This is a genomic window from Rhodococcus sp. MS16 (genome assembly GCF_013277795.1).
GTDB classification, from domain to species: Bacteria; Actinomycetota; Actinomycetes; order Mycobacteriales; family Mycobacteriaceae; genus Rhodococcus_F; species Rhodococcus_F globerula.
This window is the reverse complement of the sequence record NZ_VBTM01000026.1, coordinates 55,540-80,615: the sequence shown is the minus strand read 5'-3', so window position 1 is coordinate 80,615 and position 25,076 is coordinate 55,540. Positions and strand designations below refer to the sequence as shown.

The following is a 25,076-nucleotide window of genomic DNA, read 5'->3' as shown; positions in this document are numbered from 1 at the left end:
CATGCATCTCAAGAGTCTGACGCTCAAAGGCTTCAAGTCTTTTGCGTCGGCAACGACTCTGCGATTCGAACCCGGCATCACCTGCGTGGTCGGCCCTAACGGTTCCGGAAAATCGAATGTCGTCGACGCGCTGTCCTGGGTCATGGGTGAGCAGGGCGCCAAGGCATTGCGCGGCGGAAAAATGGAAGACGTCATCTTTGCCGGAACCTCCGGGCGGGCTCCGCTCGGCCGCGCCGAAGTGACCTTGACCATCGACAATTCCGACGGCGCTCTTCCGATCGACTACACCGAGGTGTCGATCACGCGGCGAATGTTCCGTGACGGCGCAGGGGAGTACGAGATCAACGGCTCGTCGTGCCGGTTGATGGACGTCCAGGAACTACTCAGCGACTCCGGTATCGGGCGCGAAATGCACGTCATCGTCGGCCAGGGCAGGCTCGCCGCGATCCTGGAATCGCGGCCGGAGGATCGCCGCGCATTCATCGAGGAAGCGGCCGGCGTGCTGAAACACCGGCGCCGCAAGGAAAAAGCGGTACGCAAGCTCGATTCCATGCAGGCCAATCTCGCCCGGTTGAGCGATCTCACCGCGGAATTGCGACGCCAACTCAAGCCACTCGGTCGTCAGGCCGAGGTTGCCAGGCGCGCCCAGACTGTGCAGGCAGATCTGCGTGATGCCAAGATGCGTTTGGCCGCAGATGATCTCGTGACCCGGCGCAATGCCCTGCAGGATCAAGCGCAGGACGAGAAGGTTGCGCGCGAGCAACACAATCAGGTGACCGCCGCGCTCGACGAGGCCAACCTCGAACTCGGGCGCCAGGAGCAAGCACTGGCCCGCCTGACGCCCGGCGCAGAAGCCGCGGCGCAGACGTGGTTCCAGTTGTCGGCGCTGGCGGAACGAGTCAACGCCACGGTGCGTATCGCACGTGAGCGTGCGCGTCACCTCGACTCCGAACCGGTTGGCGTGCGTGGCCAGGATCCCGACGAGATGGAGGCGCGGGCCGAGCGAATGGCGGCTGAGGAAGCCGAGTTGATCGAAGGCGTCGAGATTGCTCGTGCTGCGGCCGAGGCGGCGCGCGAACAATTGGCGGCAACGGAAGACGCTGCGGCAGAAGCGGAACGGGCACACATGGCCGAGGTACGCGCTGTGGCCGATCGCCGCGAGGGGCTCGCTCGACTGTCCGGGCAGGTAGACACCCTACGAACGCGCGTCGAATCCGCGGACGCCGAAGTTGCGCGGCTCACCGAATCGATCGACGAATCCCGACGCCGCGGGAATGACGCAGAAGCCGAGTTCGAGACGGTGCAGGAAAGTATCGGTGACCTCGATGCCGGCGAGGTCGGTCTCGACACCAATCACGAGCGCGCCGTCGAAGCGCTCACGATCGTCGATGCGCGGGTTGCCGAGTTGCGCGCCGAAGAGAAATCGAGCGGACAGCGCATCGCGTCGCTGACCGCTCGTATCGAAGCGCTCTCGATCGGTTTGGCCCGCAAGGACGGTGCGGGGTGGCTTCTGGAGCGCCACGACGGCGTCACCGGCGCGCTGGCCGACATGATTCGGGTGACGCCGGGCTACGAGAGTGCAATTGCCGCTGCGATGGGGCCGGCCGCGGATGCTGTTGTCGCGCAGTCGAGTGACGTCGCACGATCTGCGGTATCGGCATTGGCCGAACACGACGGTGGGCAGGCGGCGTTGATTGTCCACGGGCCGAACGACGTGTCCGCTCCGGTCGACCTCGGTCCTGGCATTCGCCGGGCCGTCGACGTCATCGAGTGCGCGGACGAACTGCGAGCGGGACTCGACGCTCTCCTGGGCGACGTGGTCTTGGTCGACACCCTTGACGAGGCGATACGAGTTGTGGCTGAACACAGCATGATTCGGGCCGTCGACCGCTCCGGGAACCTACACGGCCGGGGGTGGTTCGTCGGCGGTTCCGATCGACGCCCGAGCACGCTGGAAACCCAAGCGTCCATCGACGCATCCGCAGCCGAGTTGGTGCAGACACAATTGCGGGCCGAAGAGTTGGATGCAGCTTTGGCCGGCGCCCTGTCTGAACAGGCAATCCGGCAGGAAACCGCAGAACAGACTCTTGCCGCACTCAACGAATCCGATGCGGCGATCTCCGCGATCTACGAACAGTTGGGCCGACTCGGTCAGGCGGTGCGCGTCGCGCACGAAGAGTCGGAGCGACTGACGTTGCACCGCAGTCGCGCCGAAGCCCGTCGAGTCGAATCTCTCACTGCGCTGACCGAACTGGAGGAACGCCTGCGCCACGCGGAGGACAACGGCGGGCTCGAAGCCGGGGAACCGGAATCAACCGCCACCGACCGGGAAATGGCGGCGGCAGCGCTCGCGGAAGTACGCATCGTCGAAATGGATGCGCGACTGACCGTACGCACTGCCGAGGAACGCGCCGAATCCGTTCGCGGAAAAGCTGATTCGCTGCGCCGTGCGGCAGCCGCCGAACGCGAGGCGAGGGTGCGGGCAGAACACGCGTTGCGGGCACGGGCACATGCGGCCGCCGTGGCTGCGGCAGTCGCAGAATCCGGTCTGCGAGTGGTGAGCGAACTCGAGACCGTCTTGGCGGCAGCGGTTGCTCATCGCGACGACCTGGCGCGCGCCCGTACCGAATGCGTCGCCAAGCTCGACCAGGTTCGAGAGATCGTCAAGGCGCTGAACGGGCAGCTCGCATCGCTGACCGATGCCGTTCACCGCGACGAAGTTGCCAAGGCACAGGCAGCAATGCGCATCGAGCAATTGGAAGAGTCCATTCTCGAGCAGTACGGAATCGGACTCGACGATCTGATCGCGGAGTACGGCCCCGACGTCGAATTGCCGCCGACGGCTCTCGAGTTGGCGGAGTACGAAGAAGCCAAGGCGCGCGGCGAGCAGGTCACCGCTCCGGCGCCCGCTCCGTACGACCGCGCCACGCAGGAGCGTCGGGCCAAGCGGGCCGAGAAAGACCTCGCAACTCTGGGCAAGGTCAATCCGCTGGCGCTCGAAGAATTTGCCGCACTCGAAGAGCGGTACACATTTCTCTCCACTCAACTCGAAGACGTCAAAACAGCGCGCAAGGATCTCCTCGCGGTGGTCGCCGACGTCGACGCCCGGATCTTGCAGGTGTTCACCGAGGCCTACACCGACGTCGCCCGTGAGTTCGTAGGGGTCTTCGAGACACTGTTCCCCGGCGGCGAAGGCCGACTTGTCCTGACCGACCCGTCGGACATGCTCACCACCGGCATCGAGGTCGAAGCGCGACCACCGGGAAAGAAGGTCAAACGGCTCTCCTTGCTCTCGGGTGGAGAGAAATCCTTGACAGCGGTGGCCATGCTCGTCGCGATCTTCCGGGCCCGGCCGTCACCGTTCTACGTCATGGACGAAGTCGAAGCCGCTCTCGACGACACCAACCTGCGCCGCCTCATCGGGCTCTTCGAACAGCTGCGGGAAAAATCGCAGTTGATCGTGATCACGCACCAGAAACCCACCATGGAAATCGCGGATGCTCTCTACGGAGTGAGCATGCGCGGCGACGGCATCACGACTGTCATTTCCCAGCGATTGCGAGGGCAAGACCTCGCCGTTCGGTAAGCCTTGGTCACTTTCTGTTGCCGAGCCTGAAACAATGAGCCGGTGACTACCCAGGCTTGGATCATCATCGCGGCTGTCGCGGCCGTAGTACTTATTGCTCTTGTGGCGGGTTTCCTGCGCTACCGCAGCCGCCAGGTGTCGTTGAAGGCGCCCGAGACGAAGCCGGAGCTCGGTGCACCGGAGAAGGACAAGTCGGGCGGCTACAAAGCCGGCGGCGGGTTCAACTTCAGTGAGGGATCGACGGCAACGGCGCCACCGCCGGCACCGGCCCCGCCGGCAAAGCCGCCAGTTCCGGAGAAGCCAGTTCCGGAGAAGCCGGTTGAGCCGGAACCGGCGCCGCCCGTTGTTGTAGAGCCGGTTGTCGAAGCTCCTGTTGTTGAGGAACCAGTTGTTGAAGAGCCGGTCGTTGAGGCGCCCGTCGTCGAAGAGCCGGTGGTTGAAAAGCCGGTTGTCGAGGCGCCCGTCGTCGAGGAACCGGTCGTTGAAGAGCCGGTCGTTGAAGCGCCGGTTGTCGAAGAGCCGGTCGTCGAGGCTCCTGTCGTCGAGACGGCTCCTGTTGCTCCGGTCGAGCCCGCCCCTCGGGTTCTCGACGAGATCGAACCGACCGAAGGCCGACTTGATCGCCTGCGCGGTCGACTGTCTCGTTCACAGTCGGCAGTCGGCAAGAGCTTGCTCGGTCTGCTCGGTGGTGGCGACCTGGACGAGGATTCGTGGGAAGAGGTCGAGGACACCCTGTTGATCGCGGACCTCGGTTCTGCGACGACGGAAAAGATTGTTGCCACGCTGCGGGCGCAGATGGCAGCCCGCAGTGTTCGGACCGAGGCGGAGGCTCGCGCTTTGCTGCGTGAGGTACTCGTCGCGGAGCTTCGTCCGGAACTGGATCGCTCGATCCGGGCGCTTCCGCACGACAACCATCCGGCGGTTCTGCTTGTCGTCGGTGTGAACGGAACCGGCAAGACCACCACGACGGGCAAGCTGGCCCGCGTATTGGTCGCTGACGGGCGACGGGTGCTTCTTGGTGCCGCTGACACGTTCCGTGCTGCTGCGGCCGATCAGCTGCAGACGTGGGCCGAGCGCGTCGGCGCTGAGGTTGTTCGCGGAAAGGAAGGCGGCGATCCCGCTGCTATTTCCTTCGACGCCGTTACTCGTGGCATCGAGGAGGGCGTCGACGTCGTTCTGATCGACACCGCCGGCCGCTTGCACACCAAGACCGGTTTGATGGACGAGCTCGGCAAGGTCAAGCGTGTGATCGAGAAGAAGGCGTCGGTCGACGACGTTCTTCTGGTTCTCGACGCCACCGTGGGGCAGAACGGTCTCGCTCAGGCCCGCGTGTTTGCCGAAGTTGTCGATATCACCGGTGTTGTTCTGACCAAGTTGGACGGTACGGCGAAGGGCGGAATCGTCTTCCAGGTTCAGCATGAACTCGGGGTTCCGGTGAAGCTTGTCGGCCTCGGTGAGGGCGCTGACGACCTGGCTCCGTTCGAACCGGGAGCGTTTGTCGACGCACTGTTGGGCTAGCGCCCCCGTGCGCCTTTTCGGTAGTGCCCACTACCGAAAAGGCGCACAGGGATTCGAAGAATCCCAGTATGAAACTTACTTGCAACAAAGTTGGGTAATTGGTTCACGTCCGCGAAACGTAAGCGCGCCACGGACGAAACACCAGCCCAGCAGTCTTCTACTCAACGACGTGCCACCCGGCACGTGCGACTAGGAGGTAGTAAGTGAGTACCGACGATTTGTTGGCGAACTCCGGTAACGCCGCATGGATGCTGATGGCCGCATCACTGGTTCTGCTGATGACACCGGGTGTCGCGTTCTTCTACGGCGGCATGTCTCGGTCCAAGTCCGTGCTCAACATGATGATGATGTCCTTCGGTTCGATGGCCGTCATCGGTGTCATCTACGTGCTGTGGGGATGGTCCATGTCCTACGGCACCGAGAACATCGGTGGCATCTTCGCGAATCCCTTCGAGTTCTTCGGACTCAAGGACAGCATCACCGACGCGGACGGTAACTTCATCGCCGGTGCGTGGGGCTACCCCAATGTCATCGACATCGCCTTCCAGGTGACGTTCGCCATCATCACGACCGCACTTATCAGCGGTGCGTTGGCCGAGCGCGTGAAGTTCGGTACGTGGATGCTGTTCTCGGGCATCTGGGTCACGGTTGTCTACTTCCCGCTCGCTCACATGGTGTGGGGTGGCGGATTGCTCTCGGGTTCCGAGGACGGCATCGCCGCAAAGATCTTCGGCACCACCGATGACGGTGACGGCGGCCTCGTTGCCGCAGTCCCGCCGATCGACTTCGCCGGTGGCACAGTCGTTCACATCAACGCCGGTATGGCCGCTCTGGTTCTCGCTCTGATCGTCGGCAAGCGCGCAGGCTTCGGCAAGACCGCGTTCCGTCCGCACAACCTGCCGCTCGTCATGCTCGGTGCGGCTCTGCTCTGGTTCGGTTGGTTCGGCTTCAACGCCGGTTCCGCTTTTGCTGCCGACGGTTTTGCCGGTCTCGCCTGGGTCAACACCACCACCGCTACCGCCGCTGCAATCCTCGCTTGGTTGCTCACGGAGCGTATCCGTGACGGACATGCCACCAGCCTCGGTGCTGCTTCCGGTGCCGTTGCCGGTCTTGTTGCCATCACCCCGGCAGCTGGCGCACTGAACCCGGTCGGTTCGATCTTCCTCGGCGCAATTGCCGGCATTCTCTCCGCTCTGGCCGTCGGCCTGAAGTTCCGCTTCGGCTTCGACGATTCGCTCGACGTTGTCGGTGTTCACCTCGTCTCCGGCCTGTGGGGCACGATCGGTATCGGATTCTTCGGTACGTCGACCGGTCTCTTCTACGGCGGTGACTACAAGCAGTTGGTGGTTCAGATCGTGATTGCAGTTGTCGCTCTTGTCTTCACCGGTGTTCTCACCGCGATCATCGGCTACGCACTCAAGCCCCTCGGATGGCGCATCTCGGCCGAGGACGAGGCTCGTGGAATCGACGAGACCCAACACGCAGAGACCGCATACGACCTCGCGTGATCAGCACGTGATTAAAGTGAAATCGCAGCACTTCAGAGTTGGGAAAGGGATGAGCACATGAAGCTGATCACAGCAATCGTCAAGCCGTTCACGCTCGAGGACGTCAAAACCGCGCTCGAGCAGGCCGGGGTGCTGGGTATGACTGTCAGTGAAGTTCAGGGTTACGGTCGTCAGAAGGGCCACACCGAGGTGTACCGAGGCGCGGAGTACTCCGTGGACTTCGTACCGAAGGTTCGGGTGGAGGTCGTGATCGACGACGCGGCTGTCGACAAGGTGGTCGAGGTGATCGTAGAGGCTGCGCGCACCGGCAAGATCGGTGACGGCAAGGTCTGGGTCTCGCCGGTCGAGTCGGTCATCCGGGTTCGTACCGGAGAACGTGGTGGCGATGCACTCTGACCCGAATGGGTCCGGGAACTTCGGCCCTGGTTCCGTCGCTAAGGCGACGGGGCCAGGGCCGGTCTCGTCAGGGGGATCCGATGAAGCCGCGGACCTGGCCCGCGCACGCAAGGCACTACTCGACGGTGGACCCAAGAATCGTCGGCTCGACGCACCTTCGCTGCGACACGCACTGGTTGATCTCCACGAGTTCTGGCTGACCACCAAGGGCGCCGAATTGGGAATCAAGCCCGACTGCGGATTTGCGATTGTTGCTGTCGGTGGGCTGGGCCGACGCGAATTGCTGCCCTATTCCGATCTCGATCTGATTCTGCTGCACGACGATATGGACCCCGCCGTGGTGGCTCAGGTGGCGGAACGCCTCTGGTACCCCTTGTGGGACGCGCACATCAAGCTCGACCACAGCGTGCGGACGCTGCCGCAGGCCTTGCAGGTTGCGGCAACCGATATCACCGCGTCGCTTGGCATGCTGGAAGCTCGCCACATTGCCGGCGACATGGAACTCACCAATTTGCTGATCAGCGGTGTGCGACGCCAATGGCGGATGGACATTCGCTCGCGGTTCGACGATTTGATCGCGCAGACCCAGTCGCGGTGGGCGAGCAGCGGCGAGATCGCCCATCGAGCCGAGCCGGATCTCAAGAGCGGGCGCGGGGGACTGCGCGACGTGCAGTTGCTCAATGCCCTGTCCATCGCTCAGTTGACGGACGGCATGCCGGGGCTCGGTCCCAATTCGCCTGGCGGCGGTCTGGCACTGGCGCACCGGCGACTGCTCGACGTACGCACGGAGTTGCACCGGGTGGCCGGTCGGCCGCGGGATCAGCTGCGGGCGCAGGACGCCGACGAGATCGGCGCCGCCCTGCGGATCGGTGATCGATTCGATCTGGCTCGCCTGCTCAGCGAATCGGCGCGCATTATCAGCTATTCGGTGGACGTCGGAATCCGTACTGCCGGAAACTCTTTGCCCAAGCGTGGGTTGTCGCGGCTCCGGCGGCCTCCGGTGCGTCATCCTCTGGACGAGGGTGTCGTAGAGCATGCCGGAGAAGTCGTGCTGGCGCGCGATGCTCGGCCCAAGAAGGACTCAGGGTTGATCATGCGCGTTGCGGCGGCTGCCGCAACCGGTGGGATGCCGATCTCGGCGTCGACGCTCAATCGTTTGGCGGACAACGCTCCTGAACTGCGCGAGCCGTGGCCCAAGAACGCGGTCAACGATCTTCTGGTGTTGTTGGGGTCGGGTTCTCGGGCGGTGCCGGTCATCGAAGCTCTTGATCGCACCGGATTGTGGGGGCGACTGTTGCCGGAGTGGGGCACGATCCGGGATCTGCCTCCGCGTGACGCCGTCCATACCTGGACGGTCGATCGGCACCTCGTCGAAACCGCCGCATACGCAAGCGGATTCACGACGCGGGTCGCGCGTCCGGATCTGCTGATGCTCGGAGCCTTGATTCACGACATCGGAAAGGGGCGCGGCGGCGATCACAGTGTGGTCGGCGCGGAACTGGCCACGGCAATCGGAAACAGGTTGGGGCTCTGGCCTTCCGACGTCGCAATGCTGTCCGCGATGGTCCGATATCACCTGTTGTTGCCGGAAACGGCGACGCGACGCGATCTGGACGATCCGGCGACGGTGCAGGGGGTCGTCGATTCACTGGGCGGTGACGGAACGCTGCTCGACCTTCTTCATGCACTCGCCGAAGCGGATTCTCTGGCAACGGGTCCGGGTGTGTGGGGTGATTGGAAATCGTCGTTGATCGGCGAACTGGTGCGTCGATGCCGCTTGCTGATGGCGGGGGAGGATCTGCCCGCTCCGGATCCGCTCGATCCCGAGCAGTTGTCCATCGCCGAGGACGGCGGTGTTCACGTGTCGTTGTCTCCGGCCGAGAACGCGCATACGTATGTCGTCACGGTCATTGCTCCGGATGCACCCGGCCTGTTGTCACGGGCCGCGGGGATTCTTGCGTTGTCGTCGCTTCGCGTGCATTCGGCTTCGCTGGGCGCCCACGCGGGATCTGCAGTCAACTCCTTTGTCGTGACTCCGCGTTTCGGGGCGCCGCCGCAAGCCGCGCTGCTGCGACAGGAGTTGATCCGTGCATCCGAGGGCGAGCTGAACCTGCTAGAGCTACTCGATGCCAAGGAAGAGGAAACTCGGGCGCAGCAGTGGGAAGATCCGATTGCGCTGAGCAAGAGTTCGGCGATCCCGGTCCTGTACGCACAGGCACCGCCGCGGGTGATCTGGTTCGATTCGCCTGGTGAGGGTCAGGCGATCCTCGAAGTACGTACCGAGGATCGCGTCGGATTGCTGTGTCGTCTGGCCGCAGCTCTCGAACGCAGCGGCGCCGACATCAGGTGGGCAAAAGTCGCGACCCTGGGCTCGTCTGTCATCGACTCGTTCTGCCTCGACTTCGGTGGGGCAGATTCGCGGGCCAGTCGTGAGCGCGTCGAGGCCGCCGTTCTGAGTGTTGTGCCGCTGCCGCAGCCGGAGAAAAAGCCGCAGTAGCGACACGCCTGAAAGCGGTTACGTCCGCATCGGCTGGGATCGATGCGGACGTAGCGGCTAGGCTGGTGCCCGAGAATATCCACGGCAAACTCGCACGACCTTCAGGAGCGCACTCGGTGTTCGAATCCCTTTCCGACAGATTGACCGGATCTCTCAAGGATCTGCGTGGTAAGGGTCGTCTGTCCGGCGCCGATATCGACGCGACCGCCCGTGAGATCCGCCTCGCACTTCTCGAGGCCGACGTTGCGCTGCCCGTCGTGCGCAGCTTCATCGCCAAGATCAAGGAACGCGCTAAGGGCGCCGAGGTGTCCGGTGCTCTCAACCCGGCGCAGCAGGTCGTCAAGATCGTCAACGAGGAACTTGTTCAGATCCTCGGCGGCGAAACTCGTCGGTTGCAGTTCGCCAAGAACCCCCCGACAGTCATCATGCTGGCCGGTCTGCAGGGTTCCGGTAAGACCACCCTCGCCGGCAAGCTGGCCAAGTGGCTCAAGGATCAGGGCCACACTCCACTTCTGGTTGCGTGTGACCTGCAGCGTCCCGGCGCCGTCACACAGCTGCAGATCGTCGGCGAACGCGCCGGTGCCGCCGTCTTCGCGCCGCACCCGGGTACGTCCATCGGCGGCGGCGAGAACGCTCTCGGCGTCTCCGCTGCCGACCCCGTCGAGGTAGCCCGAGCCGGCGTCGAAGAGGCGCGCAACAAGCAGTACGACGTGGTCATCGTCGACACCGCCGGCCGACTCGGCATCGACGCAGATCTGATGGAGCAGGCTGCCGGTATTCGTGACGCCGTCAACCCGGACGAGACAATTTTTGTTCTCGACTCGATGATCGGTCAGGACGCGGTCAGCACGGCCGAGGCGTTCCGTGAGGGTGTCGGCTTCACCGGTGTTGTCCTCACCAAGCTCGACGGCGACGCCCGTGGTGGCGCCGCGCTCAGCGTTCGTGAGATCACGGGCCAGCCGATTCTGTTCGCGTCGACGGGCGAGAAGCTCGAAGACTTCGACGTCTTCCACCCGGACCGTATGGCCAGCCGCATCCTCGGCATGGGCGATGTCCTGAGCCTGATCGAGCAGGCCGAGCAGGTCTTCGACGCCGAGCAGGCTGAAGCAACCGCCGCCAAGATCGGCTCCGGCCAGCTGACGCTCGAGGATTTCCTCGATCAGATGATGGCTGTCCGCAAGATGGGCCCGATCGGCAACCTTCTCGGCATGCTGCCAGGCGCAGGCGGAATGAAGGACGCGCTGGCCAACGTCGACGAGAAGCAACTCGACCGCATCCAGGCGATCATCCGCGGTATGACGCCCGCCGAGCGTGAAGACCCCAAGATCATCAACGCGTCCCGTCGTCTGCGCATCGCAAACGGTTCGGGTGTCAAGGTCTCCGACGTCAACCAGTTGGTGGACCGGTTCTTCGAGGCCCGAAAGATGATGGCCGCCATGGCCGGTCGCATGGGCATGCCCGGCGCCCGCAAGCAGGTGCGCAGCAAGAAGGGCAAGAAGGGCAAGAAGGGCGGCAAGGGTCCGACGCAGCCCAAGATGCGCGGAGGATTCCCCGGCATGGGCGGATTCCCGGGTATGCCCGGTGGCATGCCTGCCGGAATGCCCGACCTGTCGAACATGCCCAAGGGACTCGACCAGTTGCCACCCGGACTCGAAGGCATCGACCTGTCGCAGCTCAAGCTGCCCAAGAAGTAAGCCCGTGAGCGCCCTCCATCTGCGCGGCATCGGTCTGCCCGATGCTGCGCCCATCGAACTGTGGATTGTCGACGGCAGGATCACCTTCGAACCGGTCGCAGGCGCCGAGACGATTGTCGATGCTGGGTGGATCACTCCCGGTCTTGTCGACGCGCATTGCCATGTCGGTATTCGCTTCGGCGGGGGCGGCGGCGAGACCGTCGACGGTTTGATCGCTCAGGCACAGACCGAGCGCGACGCCGGTGTACTGCTGTTGCGTGACGCGGGATCACCCGTCGATACCCGATTCGTCGATGAGCGGGCCGATCTTCCCCGGATCATCCGTGCGGGTCAGCACATCGCTGCGCCCAAGCGCTACATCCCGGGGTTGCCGGTCGATCTTGACGACGAATCGCAGTTGCCTGCCGAGGTCGTGCGCCAAGCCAGGGCCGGTGACGGGTGGGTCAAGCTCGTCGGCGACTGGATCGACCGCTCTGTCGGCGACCTCGCGCCCCTGTGGAGCGACAAGATCCTGGTTGAAGCTATTGCGGCGGCTCACGCTGAAGGCGCCAAGGTCACGGCCCACGTTTTTGCCGAGGACGCACTTCCCGGCCTGATCAACGCCGGTATCGACTGCATCGAGCACGGCACCGGATTGACCGACGAGACCATCGAGATGATGGTTGCTCACGGCACCGCGCTGGTGCCGACACTGATCAACATCGCGACATTCCCCGGAATCGCCGACTCCGCGACGCGGTACCCGATCTACGCGGCCCACATGCGCGATCTCCACTCGCGGCGCCATCGGACGATCGGTGCGGCGCACGACGCCGGTATCCCGATCTACGCCGGCACTGATGCCGGAGGATCGATCCTGCACGGCCGGATCGCCGACGAGGTGGCTGAACTCCAGATCGCCGGGATGTCGTCACACGACGCGCTCGGTGCAGCCTGCTGGGACGCCCGGACGTGGCTGGGTGGATCCGGATTGGTCGAGGGTGCGCCCGCTGACCTGGTGGTATTCGACGAAGATCCGCGGGGAAACACCGCTGTGCTGGCGAAGCCCGCTCACGTGGTGCTTCGCGGCAATGTAATCGCCCGATAACGCTTGCCTGGATTTCATCCACAAGTAGGCATCTGGCACAATGGACGACTGTTCGTCGCAAACGGTTACGTACCGCTGCGACGGTCACAGGTTAGAGGCAAAACCGGGCCCCCAAATTCGTGGGGGTTGCTGAATTGCACGTGACACGCGCCGCACTGTTGTGCGCGCTGAAGGAGTACCGCAGCCATGGCTGTCAAGATCAAGCTCACCCGCCTCGGCAAGATCCGCAACGCTCAGTACCGCGTTGTCATCGCCGACTCCCGCACCCGTCGTGACGGCCGTGCGATCGAGACCATCGGCAAGTACCACCCCAAGGAAGAGCCGTCGCTGATCGACATCGATTCCGAGCGCGCTCAGTACTGGCTGTCCGTGGGCGCACAGCCCACCGAGCCCGTCGAGGCTCTCCTCAAGATCACCGGTGACTGGCAGAAGTTCAAGGGCCTCCCGGGCACCGAAGGCACCCTGCGTGTCAAGGAAGCCAAGCCCTCCAAGCTCGAACTGTTCCAGGCTGCACTCGCGCAGGCCGAGAACGAGCCGGTTGCAGAAGCAATCACCCCCAAGAAGAAGAAGGCTGCCAAGGCAGACGAGGCCAAGGCAGACGACGCCGCAGCCGACGCCGAGGCTCCCGCTGCAGACGCCGAGGCTGCTGACAAGTGAGTGCCGTCGTCGCTGATGCGGTAGAGCATTTGGTTCGCGGCATTGTCGCCAATCCTGACGACGTACGCGTCGAACTGATGACCGGACGCCGTGGACGTACCGTCGAGGTGCACGTGCACCCCGACGATCTCGGCAAGGTCATCGGCAGGGGCGGCCGCACCGCGACCGCTCTGCGCACCCTGGTCTCCGGTATCGGTGGCCGTGGCATTCGCGTCGACGTCGTCGACACCGATCAGTAGACGGCAGTAATTCAAGTGGAACTCGTCGTCGGTCGTGTCGCGAAGTCGCATGGCATCAAAGGTGAACTGGTCGTAGAGGTTCGTACTGACGAACCCGAAGAGCGCTTTGCCGTTGGAACTGTGCTGCGTGGGCATAAGCCACGCGAGTCCACTAGCAAGTCCTACACAGTAGAAGCCGCCCGGGATCATTCCGGGCGGCTCCTGCTGCGTCTCGAAGGCGTCAACGATCGCGGCGAGGCAGATGCCTTGCGTGGCACGTTGTTTGTCATCGACAGCAGTGAACTCGAACCGTCCGACGATCCGGACGAGTTCTACGATCACGAACTCGAAGGACTGAAGGTCGTTCTGGCCGACGGTACCGAGGTGGGTTCTGTGATCGAGGTATTGCACTCTGCCGCAGGCGAATTGCTTTCCATTCGCCGCACCGGTGAGGCATCGGGCGAGTTGTTGATCCCATTTGTCGCCGCCATCGTGACCAAGGTGTCGATTGCCGACGGCCTGGTTGAGATCACGCCTCCCGAGGGGTTGCTGGACCCTGACTTCGGTGACAAGTCGAACAGCGACAGCGACAAGTCGAACTCCGATAGCGACTGATCGATTCATGCGTCTTGACGTAGTCACCATTTTTCCCGAGTACCTCGAACCGCTTCGTGCCGCCTTGCTGGGCAAGGCAATCGAACGCGGCTTGATCTCGGTTGACGTCCATGATCTGCGTTCGTGGACCCATGACGTACACAAGGCCGTCGACGATTCCCCGTACGGCGGGGGACCTGGCATGGTCATGAAACCCACCGTGTGGGGTCCCGCGCTCGACGACGTCCTCGGCCGCTCCGATTCTTCCGGCCCGGATGATGCCGACACCATTTTGGTGGTGCCGACTCCCGCCGGTGTTCCCTTTACCCAGGCAACAGCGCATCGTTGGTCGAAGGCGCAACATCTTGTGTTTGCCTGCGGCCGGTACGAGGGCATCGATCAACGAGTCTTCGATGACGCGGCCAAGCGGGTTCGCGTCGAAGAAGTCAGCATCGGCGATTACGTCCTGATCGGCGGCGAGGCTGCCGTACTGGTGATGGTGGAGGCAGTAGTTCGCTTGATGCCCGGTGTGCTCGGCAATCAGCTGTCGCACCAAGAGGATTCGTTCTCCGACGGTCTTCTCGAAGGGCCGAGCTACACCCGCCCGGCGGTCTGGCGCGACCTCGAAGTTCCGCCTGTTCTGCTGTCCGGCGATCACGCAAAGATCAAGGCATGGCGCCATGAGCAGTCGCTGCAGCGCACCGCCGAGCGTCGTCCGGATCTGCTGCCCTAGCTGTTTCGCTTCAGCCAGGTGACGCTCGCGCCGTTGTCGAAGACTTCACTGGCCGTGGGCGTGAAAAGTATCGGCTCGAATGTACCGGCGATCATCGGTATCCCCGCACCCACGATGACCGGGTACCTTTTGATGATCAATTCGTCGATCTCCGGTAGCAGTTCCCCGGCAAGTACTCCGCCGCCGCACAGCCAGATATCTTGTCCTTCTTGGGCTTTGAGTTCCTTGATCTTCGTTACCGGGTCAGTGCGCACCAGGTTGACTGCCGGATCGTCGATATCAGGGAGTGTTGTCGATACGACGTATTGCCGAAGGTGCGCGTATGGACTGCTCATACCGACGCTTCGTGCGGGCTCGTAGGAACCGCGGCCCATGAGGACGGTGTCGAAAACTCTGTTCGGTGGGTTGCCCATCCCGACGTGGGGCCGGATGTGCGTGGGTACGGTTTCCGGGTAACGCTCGTTCATCGACGCGGTCATCTGATCGGAGAGCGGAAAGAAATCGAACTCTCCTCCGGGGCCTGCGATGTATCCGTCCAGCGTTGTTCCGACGTAGTACACAAGCTTGCGCATGTACAACTCCGTTCGTAGTACTCTGTTTGTAGTGGTTTAATTTAGGGTCGTGACAGGAGCGGTGTCAAGTGCGAAAAAACCCGGAACGCCGGCTGGCGCTGATCGATGCGGCAATCGAGGTGCTGGCGCGAGAGGGCGCTAGAGGCTTGACATTTCGAGCCGTCGATACGCAGGCCGCCGTGCCGAACGGAACTGCGTCGAACTACTTCGCAAATCGCGACGACCTACTCACCCAAGCCGGTGGCCGGATCTACGAGCGACTGATACCGGACGACCTCGAAGGGATGATCGATCCCGTCAACGGCACCGATCGTGATCGCCTGGTGACGCTCATGCTCGACGTGGTCGAGCGGGTCACCTCATTCGGGACCGGATTCCTCGCATTGATGGAGCTGCGCCTCGAGGCGACGCGTCGGCCTGATCTTCGAACGGTTCTGACGGTCCGCATCCGAGAAGACTTCGAACTCAACGTCGCCAACCATCTGGCCTCGGGAGTGCCAGGTGATGCGATGACCGTTCGACTGCTCTACATGTCGTTGAACTGGCTGGTTCTCGATCGGCTCACCCTGCCGGATCTGTTCGGCGAAGAAGACATTCGAGCCCTTGTCGAGGCGGCGGTGGATCGGGCCTTGCCGCCACAGCGGTAGCAGGTCAGTGATCGATAACAGGTCAGTGGTTGTCGGTGCTGCGCCGGAACGAGAAGTATCGATGCCCCAGAAAACTCACGCCTGCCACAATCAGCATCACCACTGCCTGTGCCGGTAGTGGTGGTGCATGGAGAACCGACACCGCAAAAGTCCCCAGGATCAGATTCAGTACCAGCCCACCGGAATTGACGACGATAAACGCCCCGAGGTCGCGGGCGAGGTGACCCCGGACGCGGAAGACCAGAGTTCGGTGCAGCACAAACGCGATCAGGACGCTGATGCTGTAGGAACCGATCAGCGCGACCGGGTAGAGGTTGTCGTTGCCCAATGCGAGCATCCAGATGACGAACAGCCCGTATCCGATGGCTGTATTCGCCACTCCCACAACGGCAAATGCGATGGGCTGATGTTTCACGATTCGCAGCAGCGGGCCTGGGTCGGCAACCGGGGCGGTGTCCTCGCTCACGATGCGTTGTTCGTTGCGTCGTCGATCCGGTCGCGTCGACGGCCGCGCAGATACATCCATTCGAGTACGCCGAGGCCGAGAATTCCGGCGACCATCGACGCGCCGCCGATCTTCCATCCCGGCGGACGCCAGGTGAGGACAAGTTCCGCGTCCTTTGTTCCGGCTGGAACATCCACGTTGACAAAGGACTTCGCAACAACATCGATGGGAACAGACTCACCGTTCAAGGTGGCGCGGTAGCCAGGCCAGCCGAGACGGGCGAAGACGACCTTCCCGCCGCCGCTCGAGCTGACGCGAAGAGTGCTCGACATGTTCGTCTCGGCGACCGACGTCGCTTCCACCCCTTCGGTGTGCGAGATTCGGCCGTTGCGGGTGGAGACCGGGCCGTCGACGCGTTCGAGTACAGAGATGTAGTTGTCGTGGCCGGGGTAGTCGACCCATTTCCAGCCGTCGGGGGCCGGCTGGTTACGAGCATCGGGATACAACGCGTTCTGCAGAACCACGCGGTCCACGTTCATGAGATCGACCAGAGTGCGGCCGGTTTCGGGTTCGACTGCGAAGACCCGTGCGAACGCGTCAGGGCACACGCTCATGTCCCACCGCATGCACAGGAGATTGCCGAAGTAGTAGTGCCCGTTGGGGGTGTAACCGCTGGTGTAGGTGAGTTCCAGATCTTTCGGATAGTTTCCGAAAGCCAGTGAGCCGTATGCGCCGTCGAGGGTGCGTTGGTCGGGGGCGATGAGCGCGCGATCGGCGAGTTGCAGTGTTGTTCCGTCGAAGTCGGGGAAAGCTGCTTTCATGTCCGAGCGCGACTCCGGCAGGTTCCAGCTCATCGGTGTCGGTTGCGCGGCGCGCACCTGGGCGTAAGCGATGGGGGAGACTGCGGCAATAGCGAGGATGCAGGCCGCGGCCGTTCCCTTCGTTCGGCCGAGCCAGACCATCGCGGCGCCGAGAGCAGCGACGGCGACGGCCGAGATCACGTGCCATTCCAGGAGGCTGGGTGCAGCCGACGCCGAGCGGATCAGGAGTAAGCCCACCAGGATTCCGGCGGCCGCGCCGCGGCGACGCCAGTTGTCGGTGGTGGCGTAGCGCCCGAGCAGGATGCACACCAGAAGTAGCAGTCCGATCGCCACCATCGGGAGCACCCGAGCGGGCCAGCGGAGGGGGCCGATGGTGCTGGGTCCGGCAGTCCACATGAGTACTGCCACCGTGAAAATTCCGACGGCCGTCAGTTCTCGTGCGGCGCCGCGAGCTTTGCCCCAGTCGATGAATGCAAGCGCAGGAATCAGGAACCAGGCGATGTAGACCATCGGCATGGTCTGGATGTAACCCCACCACGAAACGAACGCGGGCATCGTGCTCGGCAGGCTGGCGTTGAGGGATTCCGACCACGGTACGGCGAGGAAGGCGTCGTTCTTGACCTCGGATGCGCCGCGCCAGGTGACGTCGGCGGTGAGCAGACTCGGCAGGTAGGTTGCGAGGCCCGCCAGCGCGGCACACGCGGAGACTGCGAGGAGCCGCAGCGATGGCAGCCAGCGTCGTTGGTAGGCCACTTCGCCGATGGCCACAGCAACGATCATCAGACCGGATTCGACTGCGGGAAACACGTATTGGACCGACATCGCGAGATACAGGAACACAAACGTCGGTATCGGACCGCTCTTGCCGCGGGAGTACCGGATCGCCGACGCCCAGGCCTGCACCATCCAGGCGGTGCCGGTAAAGGCCGTCATCCAACTGGCCTCGTCGAAGAACAGCAGGAAACCGGTGAAGGGAATCGAGACGCCGGCTACGGCCGCCCACGCGGGCTTGGAGCCGTATTCGAGGCAGATCCGAAATACACCGAGGCCGAGGATGATCGCAAAGATCAGCTTGACCAGCGTTGCGTACAACGCGAGGTTGTCGAAGGACGGCGCTATCAGGTCGATCAGCAGTTGTGGTGGGTTGAGAAGGCCGGCTTCCTCGATGGCGTAGTTCCCGGCCATCCAGTTCTCCGGCACCAGGACTGGTAGGTGACCCTCGCGCAGATTTCGGCCCAACATCACCCACAACGGGGCGTACTGGGACTCGGTGTCATCGGTGTAGAAATGGCGTGCATTTGCCAGGACGACAGCGATGTATCCCGCGATAACACCGACCGCAGTACCGGCACCCCATTTGTACACGTCAGCTCTGGCGCGAATGCGAGTTTCCACCACGAGTTCCAGACCTTAACAGGATGGGGGAATCAAGCCATGACGCGTGCAGGTAAACCGTTGGCAAAGTACAAGAGTCGTACACGCGCGCGTGTTAAAGTTCGCGGCGGTGTGAGTCCGGTCGCACTGATCACTCGACCCTTCGTCGAGTTCCCGAAGGGAGCAGTAAGCGAGTGCACTCGATCTCCGTCGTGGTGCCTGTGTACCAGGGCGAACGCACGATTTCCGCGCTGGTCGACGAGCTGAACACTCTCACCGGTACCTGTGTCACTGCAGGTGGTGCCGAATTCTCGGTCGACGAGATCGTCCTTGTCCATGACAACGGGCCAGATCGCTCCGACGTCGTCCTTCTCGAGTTGGAACGCCGTTTCGACCACGTACGGGTGATTTGGCTGAGCCGCAACTACGGCCAGGACGCCGCAACGATTGCCGGTATGGCTGCTGCCCGCGGCGACTGGATTGTCACGATGGACGAGGACGGGCAGCATGACCCGGCGTCGATCAGCGCGTTTCTCGACACCGCACTGCGAGAACGTGCCGATCTTGTCTATTCGAAGCCGGTCAATACCCGCCCCCACGGATTCTTGCGGAACGTGACGTCGCGGGGCGCAAAGATGGTTCTGGCTACGGTGTTCGCGTTCCCGGCATCGGCGCAATTCGAGAGCTTCAGACTTGTTCGCGGCGACATCGCGAGACAACTGGCGGAGGTAGCCGCAAACGGTGCGTACCTCGACGTCGCTCTGACCTGGGTGGTGGGTAACACCGCCACCGTTCCGGTTAGCTTACGTGCGGAGGGCCGAGAGGAATCCGGCTACAACTACCGCCGGTTGTTCTCTCTGTTCTGGAAGATGGTGTTGTGCAGCGGAACCCGGGGTCTCCGATTGGTCAGCCTGCTCGGCGTGACTCTTGCGCTCGCCGGAGTGGTGGTCGCTGCGGTGATCTTCGTCCAGGCGGTGACCGGCGACAACAACGACCCTGAAGGCTGGGCATCGATGATCGTGGCGATGCTGCTCTGCTCGGGGGCAATTCTGTTCTCGCTTGGTCTCATTGCCGAATATCTCGGGGTTGCCCTGCATATTCTGGTGGGCAAACCCCTGTATCTCAAGGTCGATGCACCACGTCCGGGTGTAACTGAAATGGACGGTGTCACACGTGAACGCTGACCGCATCATCTTCAGTCGGCCCTACCGTGCCGCGAATGAATTGACCAATCTGGCAACGGTTCTGGAATCGGATCACATTCACGGCGACGGCACGTTCACCGCCTCGTCCACCGCAAAGATCAAGGCGATCACCGGCGCCAAGCACGCCCTGCTGACAACCTCGTGCACACACGCGCTCGAACTTGGTGCACTTCTGTTGGAGATCGGGCCGGGCGACGAAGTCATCGTTCCAAGTTTTGCCTTCAGCTCCGCAGCGACTGCTGTCGCGCTGCGCGGAGCAACCGTCGTGTTCGTCGACATCGATCTGGAAACCGGCAATATCGATCCGGTCGCCGTCGCCGACGCGATCACACCGCGCACCAAAGCCGTGCTGGTCATGCACTACGGCGGTGTGGCAGCCGAGATGGAACCGCTGCTGGCACTCGCGAAGGAACACGGCTTTGCGTTGATCGAGGACAACGCGCACGGACTGGGCGGCACGTGGCGGGGCCGAACACTCGGCACCATCGGCACCGTCGGCACTCAAAGTTTCCACGACACCAAGAACATTCATTGCGGCGAGGGCGGCGCGCTGCTGCTCTCCGACGACGCACTGATGGAGCGCGCCGAGATCATCCGCGAGAAGGGCACGAACCGTGCTCGTTTCCTGCGTGGTCAGGTGGATAAATACTCGTGGCAGGACATCGGCTCCAGCTATCTACCCAGTGAACTCAACGCGGCGGTGCTCGACGCTCAACTTACCGAATTCGACACGATTCATGCGGGCCGTCATCGCGTCTGGGACGACTACAGCGAGAACCTGTCCGATTGGGCGAAGAATCACGACGTTCAACTGATGACTGTTCCGGACGATCGTGAGCACCCCGCGCACCTGTTCTATGTCCGGCTGCCGAACGAGCGCAGCCGCGACGCCATGATCCGGCACATGGCCGAGCGCGGCGTAGTGGCACCCTTTCATTACGTGCCCCTGGACACGAGTGCGGCCGGACTGCGCTACGGCCGCACACCTGTGCCGTGCGTTCGTAGTCTGCAGTTCTCGACCACGATTCTGCGACTTCCGCTGTGGCCGATGCTCACAGCCGACCAGCAGGGCCGCGTCGTAGATGCTGCGGCGTCGTATCGCGTGTAGGTAAGACTTCTAGGGCCCGGACGCTTCCTGAACGGGCTTTTCGGTTGTGGGTGTGGAGGGCGACCATTCGTCCACCGTGCCGTCGGGGAAAATGATCTGCGCTACGCCCGTGATGGTGTCGCGGGCGTGGAGCGCACTCTCGTCGTTGGTGGCGTCTGTCATCGAGGTATCCGGGATGAGTCCGTAGTTGTCGTCGTCCTGATACTGAATATCCTCGCGCGTGGTGACAGTCACGATGAATCGGTTGTCCTCGCCGACGATGCCGGTGGTCAGATGGACCCACTGGTCGCTGACACAACACATCCATCCCTGTTTGACGGCAAGCACCGGTTCGTTGAAGAGAGCGTCCGGGAGGCCGAAGCGTTGGTCGTAGCCGTCGGCGGCAGTCGCCGTGGATTCGCGGAGGTGGTCGACGATCAGATTGATCCGGTCCGCCCCCAGCCCTGCGGTGTCGTCGAGGACTCCGTCGTAGAACGTGATCAGATCGCGCGCCGTAGTTTCGGTGTTCCACCACAAACCGTCGTACGGCGCAGTGGTGGAGGTCAACGAGTAGCGTTGCGCGACGCGGTTCACGAGGTCAGAGCCGCCGGCAGCGTCCCACAGGAGATTGGCGGCCGTGTCATCGGAAGATTCGAGCATGGCAACCATGAGGGCGCGGTCGTCGTCGCCGAGTGGGCGTTCGTCACGCGAATCTTGATAGAGCAGATCCTCGGCGATGAAAAGCTTTGCTACCGAGGCTGTTTCGATCTGCTGATCGCCGCCCACCTCGAGATAGTTGTTCGTGGTGCGGTCGAAGACGGCAATCGACGCCTCTGCGCCGCGATCAAGTGCGGCAGTACGGGCCTGTTCGAGTCGCACGTCAAGGGCCTGCGCGAGCGGCACGTTTGTATCGGGGAAGGGGGAGGTCTCGGTGGATGCTGCCTGGTTTGCGGCCGCGCTGCATGATGCCGCACAAGTAACTGCGGCAATCATTGCGATAACCCGGACGAACCGCGCAGTCATCAATTTCCCCCGGACTCCGGACACGGCGCTGTCTGCCGGTCTTCTTGTTCCAGGATAGCGGTAGGCTCGGTTCTCGTGATTCTCAAGACCGTGAACCAGCGCATTGCCGAGGAACTCGACGTCCGCGAAGGGCAGGTGGCTGCGGCCGTAGACCTGTTGGACGGCGGGGCCACCGTGCCCTTTATCGCCCGGTATCGAAAAGAAGTCACCGGCACTCTCGACGACGCTCAATTGAGACTTCTCGAGGAGCGGCTGCGCTACCTCCGCGAACTTGACGAGCGGCGCGACGCGGTTCTGGTCGAGATCGAATCCCAAGGAAAACTCGACGACGCCTTGCGTGGTCAGATCATGCTTGCCGACACAAAAGCGCGGCTAGAAGACATTTACCTGCCGTTCAAGAAGAAGCGCCGCACCAAGGCGCAGATCGCCCGCGAGGCCGGGCATGAGCCTGTGGCCGATGCTCTCATCGGGGATCCCACCACCGATCCTGCGCAGTATTCGGAGGAACAACTCGACGGTGCGCGATCGATCCTGGTCGAGCGCTTTGCCGAAGACGCGGACCTCGTCGGTGAATTGCGTGAGCTGATGTGGACCCGCGGGCAGGTTGTCTCCGCGGTTCGCAAGGGCAAGGAAACCGATGGCTCGAAGTTTGCTGACTACTTCGAGTTCTCCGAACCCTTCGCAAAACTTCCCTCCCACCGAATCCTCGCGGTACTGCGCGGAGAGAAGGAAGAAGTGCTGTCGGTGACGATGGCACCCGATACCGCGGAACTCGCACCGGGGGAGCGGACGGTATACGAAGGCCGCATCGCAACCCGGTTCGACATTGCGGATCGTGGACGCGCAGCCGACGGCTGGCTCCTCGACACCGTTCGATGGGCGTGGCGGACCAAGTTTGCAGTCACCCTCGGCGTCGACGTCCGGATGCGCCTGCGCCAGTCTGCGGAGAAGGACGCCGTCGACGTGTTCGCGACCAACCTCAAGGACCTTCTGCTGGCAGCGCCCGCCGGCGCTCGTCCGACTATGGGTCTCGACCCCGGATTCCGAACGGGCACAAAGGTTGCCGTCGTCGACGGAACGGGCAAGGTTGTTGCATACGAGACTATTTACCCGCATCAGCCCCACAACAAGCGAGACGCTGCTCAGGCCACACTGGCGAGCTTGGTAGCCAAGCACGGCGTCGAATTGATCGCCATCGGCAACGGCACCGCGTCACGTGAGACCGATACGCTGGCCGGCGACTTGATCACCAAGTCCGGCGCCACCAACCTCACCAAGATCGTTGTCTCCGAAGCCGGTGCGTCCGTGTACTCGGCGTCGGCCTACGCATCTGCGGAACTGCCGGACCTCGACGTGTCCATCCGCGGAGCCGTCTCTATCGCGCGTCGCCTTCAGGATCCCCTCGCCGAACTGGTGAAGATCGACCCGAAGTCCATCGGCGTCGGCCAGTATCAGCACGACATCACCGAATCGCTCCTCTCTCGTTCACTCAACGCCGTGGTCGAGGATGCTGTGAACTCGGTGGGCGTCGACGTGAACACGGCGTCGGTCCCGCTGCTGGCCCGTGTCTCGGGTATTGCCGGTTCGCTGGCGGAAAGCATTGTGTCGCATCGAGATCAGAATGGTCCGTTCCGAACGCGCAAGGCACTCAAGGACGTCTCGCGGTTGGGACCCAAGGCGTTCGAGCAGTGCGCGGGCTTCCTCCGCATCGCCGACGGTGACGACCCGCTCGATGCGTCGAGTGTGCACCCCGAGGCGTATCCCGTCGTCCGCAAGATCGTAGCGAGCGCAGGTGGTGACGTCAGTAGTGTCATCGGCAATGCGACGGCGTTGCGCTCGGTGCGCGCCGCAGATTTTGTCGACGACCGCTTCGGCCTTCCCACTGTCACGGACATCATCGCCGAACTCGAGAAGCCGGGCCGTGATCCGCGTCCGGAGTTCAAGACGGCCACCTTTGCCGCAGGCATCGAGAAGGTCGCACACCTCAAGCCCGGAATGGTGCTCGAAGGCGTAGTCACCAACGTCGCTGCCTTCGGTGCCTTCGTCGATGTGGGAGTGCACCAGGACGGTCTGGTGCACGTCTCCGCAATGTCGCACAGCTTCGTCAAGGACCCGCGAGAAGTGGTCAAGTCGGGTGACGTCGTCAAGGTCAAGGTGCTCGAGGTCGACGAGGCTCGCCAGCGCATCGCGCTGACACTGCGACTCGACGACGAGGTCGGTGCGCCGCCGCGAAAGTCCGATGGTCCTCGCGGTGGGCAGAACCCGCGTCAAGGTCAGGGTCAGGGGCAGGGTCAGGGTCAGGGCGGGCAGCAGCAGCGCCGCGGCGGTGGCCAGCAGCAGGGCGGTCGGGACAAGCGCCCGGACAACCGGGCGCCGGCGTCCGGGTCGATGGCCGATGCCTTGCGCAATGCGGGATTCGGCAAATAAGAGGGTTCGAATGATCCACCCCGCCTGGTTTGTCACAATTGAGCAGACCGGGTCGGGGGACTTCGTGGAGTGAGGGCAGTAATGGGCGAGTGGCTCGACCGCGAGATCGTCGCCCACGGCCGACTGCCGCTGTTGTTCTTTCTTCTCGGGTTTCTCGCTGCGTTCCTGTTCATTCGGCTCAGCGTGCGAATGATCCGCGCGCAGGTGAAGTGGTGGCCGGGCAACATCACTCCAGGTGGTCAGCACGTTCACCACGTGGTCTTCGGCGTTGTTGCGATGATCGCCTCGGGTGGCGCACTGATCGCGGTCTACGTGGACGGCTCCCAAACCACTGGCGCCGTCCTCGCCGCGATCTTCGGGATGGGCGCCGCGTTGGTGCTCGACGAGTTTGCGCTCATCTTCTATTTGAAGGACGTCTACTGGTCGGAGCAGGGCAGGACGTCGGTCGACGCGGTTTTTGTCGCCATCGCGGTGACAGGCCTCGTTCTGCTCGGCTTCCGTCCGCTAGAGCTGCTGGACTTGGCCGGCTTCCGCGAGGAAAGAAACCCCTGGATCAGATTGGCCTTCGTGTTTGTCGCTCTGATCAACTTCGGCCTGGCCGCGATCGTGATTCTCAAAGGCAAGATCTGGACGGGTCTCGTCGGATTGTTTGTCCTCCCACTGCTGATCATCGGAGCGATCAGACTCAGTAGGCCTGGTGCGCCGTGGGCGCGGTGGCGGTACACCCGCAAACCGAAAAGAATGAAACGGGCGCTCGAACGTGAACGAAAATGGCGACGCCCCGTTATCCGGGCCAAGATCTACGTCCAGGATCTGATCGCCGGGTCGCCGAGCGTCGAACATGCGATGGCTGCGGCGGAGGAGGAACTCGACCACACGATTCAACCGGCTCCGCCACCTCCGGTTTCGCCCTTACTGTCCGCGTCTGGCACAATGGACGGGTTGCCTGGACCAGGCAGCAGTACTTGATCTGGGCACGAACCAGTC

Annotated in this window: 20 protein-coding genes; 16 read left to right on the top strand and 4 right to left on the bottom strand. The window is 63.0% G+C overall.

What is annotated here, in order from left to right; genetic code table 11:
- Nucleotide 1 precedes the first annotated feature (1 nt).
- The 11 genes from smc (at nt 2) to trmD (ending at nt 14,488) form a co-directional block, all read left to right on the top strand.
- Complete coding sequence (smc, locus tag FEZ60_RS31165; protein ID WP_172937860.1) at nt 2–3,586, top strand: chromosome segregation protein SMC; 3,585 nt, start codon at nt 2–4, stop codon at nt 3,584–3,586.
- Nucleotides 3,587–3,628: 42 nt separating this feature from the next.
- Complete coding sequence (gene ftsY / locus FEZ60_RS31160; RefSeq protein WP_172937859.1) at nt 3,629–5,104, top strand: signal recognition particle-docking protein FtsY; 1,476 nt, start codon at nt 3,629–3,631, stop codon at nt 5,102–5,104.
- Between the two features lie 248 nt (nt 5,105–5,352).
- The gene (locus FEZ60_RS31155) at nt 5,353–6,612 is read left to right on the top strand and encodes an ammonium transporter (RefSeq protein ID WP_045067926.1); all 1,260 of its coding nucleotides are present in this window, start codon (nt 5,353–5,355) and stop codon (nt 6,610–6,612) included.
- A gap of 57 nt (nt 6,613–6,669) precedes the next feature.
- On the top strand, nt 6,670–7,008 hold the full coding sequence (locus tag FEZ60_RS31150) for a P-II family nitrogen regulator (RefSeq protein WP_033236555.1): 339 nt from the start codon (nt 6,670–6,672) through the stop codon (nt 7,006–7,008).
- A complete protein-coding gene (locus FEZ60_RS31145; protein WP_092808602.1) occupies nt 6,998–9,505 on the top strand; it encodes a [protein-PII] uridylyltransferase in 2,508 nt (835 codons plus the stop codon). Before FEZ60_RS31150 ends, FEZ60_RS31145 begins: the two co-directional genes overlap by 11 nt.
- Nucleotides 9,506–9,621: 116 nt before the next feature.
- A complete protein-coding gene (gene ffh, locus FEZ60_RS31140) occupies nt 9,622–11,199 on the top strand; it encodes a signal recognition particle protein (protein WP_033236554.1) in 1,578 nt (525 codons plus the stop codon).
- A 4-nt stretch (nt 11,200–11,203) separates the two neighbouring features.
- Nucleotides 11,204–12,286, top strand: a complete 1,083-nt coding sequence (locus tag FEZ60_RS31135; protein ID WP_172937858.1) for an amidohydrolase family protein — start codon at nt 11,204–11,206, stop codon at nt 12,284–12,286.
- Nucleotides 12,287–12,472: 186 nt separating this feature from the next.
- Nucleotides 12,473–12,943: a 30S ribosomal protein S16 gene (gene rpsP / locus FEZ60_RS31130; protein ID WP_033236552.1), complete on the top strand. Its 471-nt coding sequence runs from the start codon at nt 12,473–12,475 to the stop codon at nt 12,941–12,943.
- Entirely contained in the window at nt 12,940–13,182 is a 243-nt protein-coding gene (locus FEZ60_RS31125; protein WP_033236551.1) for an RNA-binding protein, read from the top strand. The genes rpsP and FEZ60_RS31125 overlap by 4 nt, the downstream gene beginning before the upstream one ends.
- Nucleotides 13,183–13,197: 15 nt before the next feature.
- The gene (gene rimM, locus FEZ60_RS31120) at nt 13,198–13,776 is read left to right on the top strand and encodes a ribosome maturation factor RimM (RefSeq protein ID WP_172937857.1); all 579 of its coding nucleotides are present in this window, start codon (nt 13,198–13,200) and stop codon (nt 13,774–13,776) included.
- Nucleotides 13,777–13,783: 7 nt separating this feature from the next.
- Complete coding sequence (gene trmD / locus FEZ60_RS31115) at nt 13,784–14,488, top strand: tRNA (guanosine(37)-N1)-methyltransferase TrmD (RefSeq protein ID WP_033236549.1); 705 nt, start codon at nt 13,784–13,786, stop codon at nt 14,486–14,488.
- On the opposite strand, the gene FEZ60_RS31110 is transcribed toward trmD, so the two are convergent.
- Complete coding sequence (locus tag FEZ60_RS31110) at nt 14,485–15,060, bottom strand: dihydrofolate reductase family protein (RefSeq protein ID WP_172937856.1); 576 nt, start codon at nt 15,058–15,060, stop codon at nt 14,485–14,487. The genes trmD and FEZ60_RS31110 overlap by 4 nt on opposite strands.
- A gap of 68 nt (nt 15,061–15,128) precedes the next feature.
- Here FEZ60_RS31110 and FEZ60_RS31105 point away from each other — a divergent pair, with 68 nt between their 5' ends.
- The gene (locus FEZ60_RS31105; protein ID WP_172937855.1) at nt 15,129–15,707 is read left to right on the top strand and encodes a TetR family transcriptional regulator; all 579 of its coding nucleotides are present in this window, start codon (nt 15,129–15,131) and stop codon (nt 15,705–15,707) included.
- Between the two features lie 22 nt (nt 15,708–15,729).
- Here the strand turns inward: FEZ60_RS31105 and FEZ60_RS31100 are convergent, their stop codons facing one another.
- Nucleotides 15,730–16,173 carry a GtrA family protein gene (locus FEZ60_RS31100; RefSeq protein WP_033236546.1) on the bottom strand — a complete coding sequence of 148 codons (444 nt, stop codon included), beginning with the start codon at nt 16,171–16,173 and terminating at the stop codon, nt 15,730–15,732.
- The gene (locus FEZ60_RS31095) at nt 16,170–18,368 is read right to left on the bottom strand and encodes a hypothetical protein (RefSeq protein ID WP_172937854.1); all 2,199 of its coding nucleotides are present in this window, start codon (nt 18,366–18,368) and stop codon (nt 16,170–16,172) included. The genes FEZ60_RS31100 and FEZ60_RS31095 overlap by 4 nt, the downstream gene beginning before the upstream one ends.
- Nucleotides 18,369–18,541: 173 nt before the next feature.
- On the opposite strand from FEZ60_RS31095, the gene FEZ60_RS31090 reads away from it, so the two are divergent.
- Nucleotides 18,542–19,531, top strand: coding sequence for a glycosyltransferase (locus FEZ60_RS31090; RefSeq protein ID WP_033236544.1), 990 nt, complete (start codon nt 18,542–18,544; stop codon nt 19,529–19,531).
- A complete protein-coding gene (gene rffA, locus FEZ60_RS31085; protein ID WP_172937853.1) occupies nt 19,521–20,660 on the top strand; it encodes a dTDP-4-amino-4,6-dideoxygalactose transaminase in 1,140 nt (379 codons plus the stop codon). The genes FEZ60_RS31090 and rffA overlap by 11 nt, the downstream gene beginning before the upstream one ends.
- A 9-nt stretch (nt 20,661–20,669) precedes the next feature.
- Here the strand turns inward: rffA and FEZ60_RS31080 are convergent, their stop codons facing one another.
- Complete coding sequence (locus FEZ60_RS31080) at nt 20,670–21,662, bottom strand: serine hydrolase (protein WP_033236542.1); 993 nt, start codon at nt 21,660–21,662, stop codon at nt 20,670–20,672.
- Between the two features lie 75 nt (nt 21,663–21,737).
- On the opposite strand from FEZ60_RS31080, the gene FEZ60_RS31075 reads away from it, so the two are divergent.
- Both FEZ60_RS31075 and FEZ60_RS31070 read left to right on the top strand, forming a co-directional pair.
- Nucleotides 21,738–24,089, top strand: coding sequence for a Tex-like N-terminal domain-containing protein (locus FEZ60_RS31075; RefSeq protein ID WP_172937852.1), 2,352 nt, complete (start codon nt 21,738–21,740; stop codon nt 24,087–24,089).
- Between the two features lie 81 nt (nt 24,090–24,170).
- Complete coding sequence (locus FEZ60_RS31070) at nt 24,171–25,058, top strand: hypothetical protein (protein ID WP_033236540.1); 888 nt, start codon at nt 24,171–24,173, stop codon at nt 25,056–25,058.
- Nucleotides 25,059–25,076 lie beyond the last annotated feature (18 nt).

Coding starts and splice junctions, on each gene's coding strand:
- smc (WP_172937860.1), top strand. CDS start 2: ATGCATCTCAAGAGTCTGACGCTCAAAGGCTTCAAGTCTTTTGCGTCG.
- FEZ60_RS31155 (WP_045067926.1), top strand. CDS start 5,353: ATGCTGATGGCCGCATCACTGGTTCTGCTGATGACACCGGGTGTCGCG.
- FEZ60_RS31150 (WP_033236555.1), top strand. CDS start 6,670: ATGAAGCTGATCACAGCAATCGTCAAGCCGTTCACGCTCGAGGACGTC.
- FEZ60_RS31145 (WP_092808602.1), top strand. CDS start 6,998: ATGCACTCTGACCCGAATGGGTCCGGGAACTTCGGCCCTGGTTCCGTC.
- rpsP (WP_033236552.1), top strand. CDS start 12,473: ATGGCTGTCAAGATCAAGCTCACCCGCCTCGGCAAGATCCGCAACGCT.
- trmD (WP_033236549.1), top strand. CDS start 13,784: ATGCGTCTTGACGTAGTCACCATTTTTCCCGAGTACCTCGAACCGCTT.
- FEZ60_RS31110 (WP_172937856.1), bottom strand. CDS start 15,060: ATGCGCAAGCTTGTGTACTACGTCGGAACAACGCTGGACGGATACATC.
- FEZ60_RS31080 (WP_033236542.1), bottom strand. CDS start 21,662: ATGACTGCGCGGTTCGTCCGGGTTATCGCAATGATTGCCGCAGTTACT.
- FEZ60_RS31070 (WP_033236540.1), top strand. CDS start 24,171: ATGGGCGAGTGGCTCGACCGCGAGATCGTCGCCCACGGCCGACTGCCG.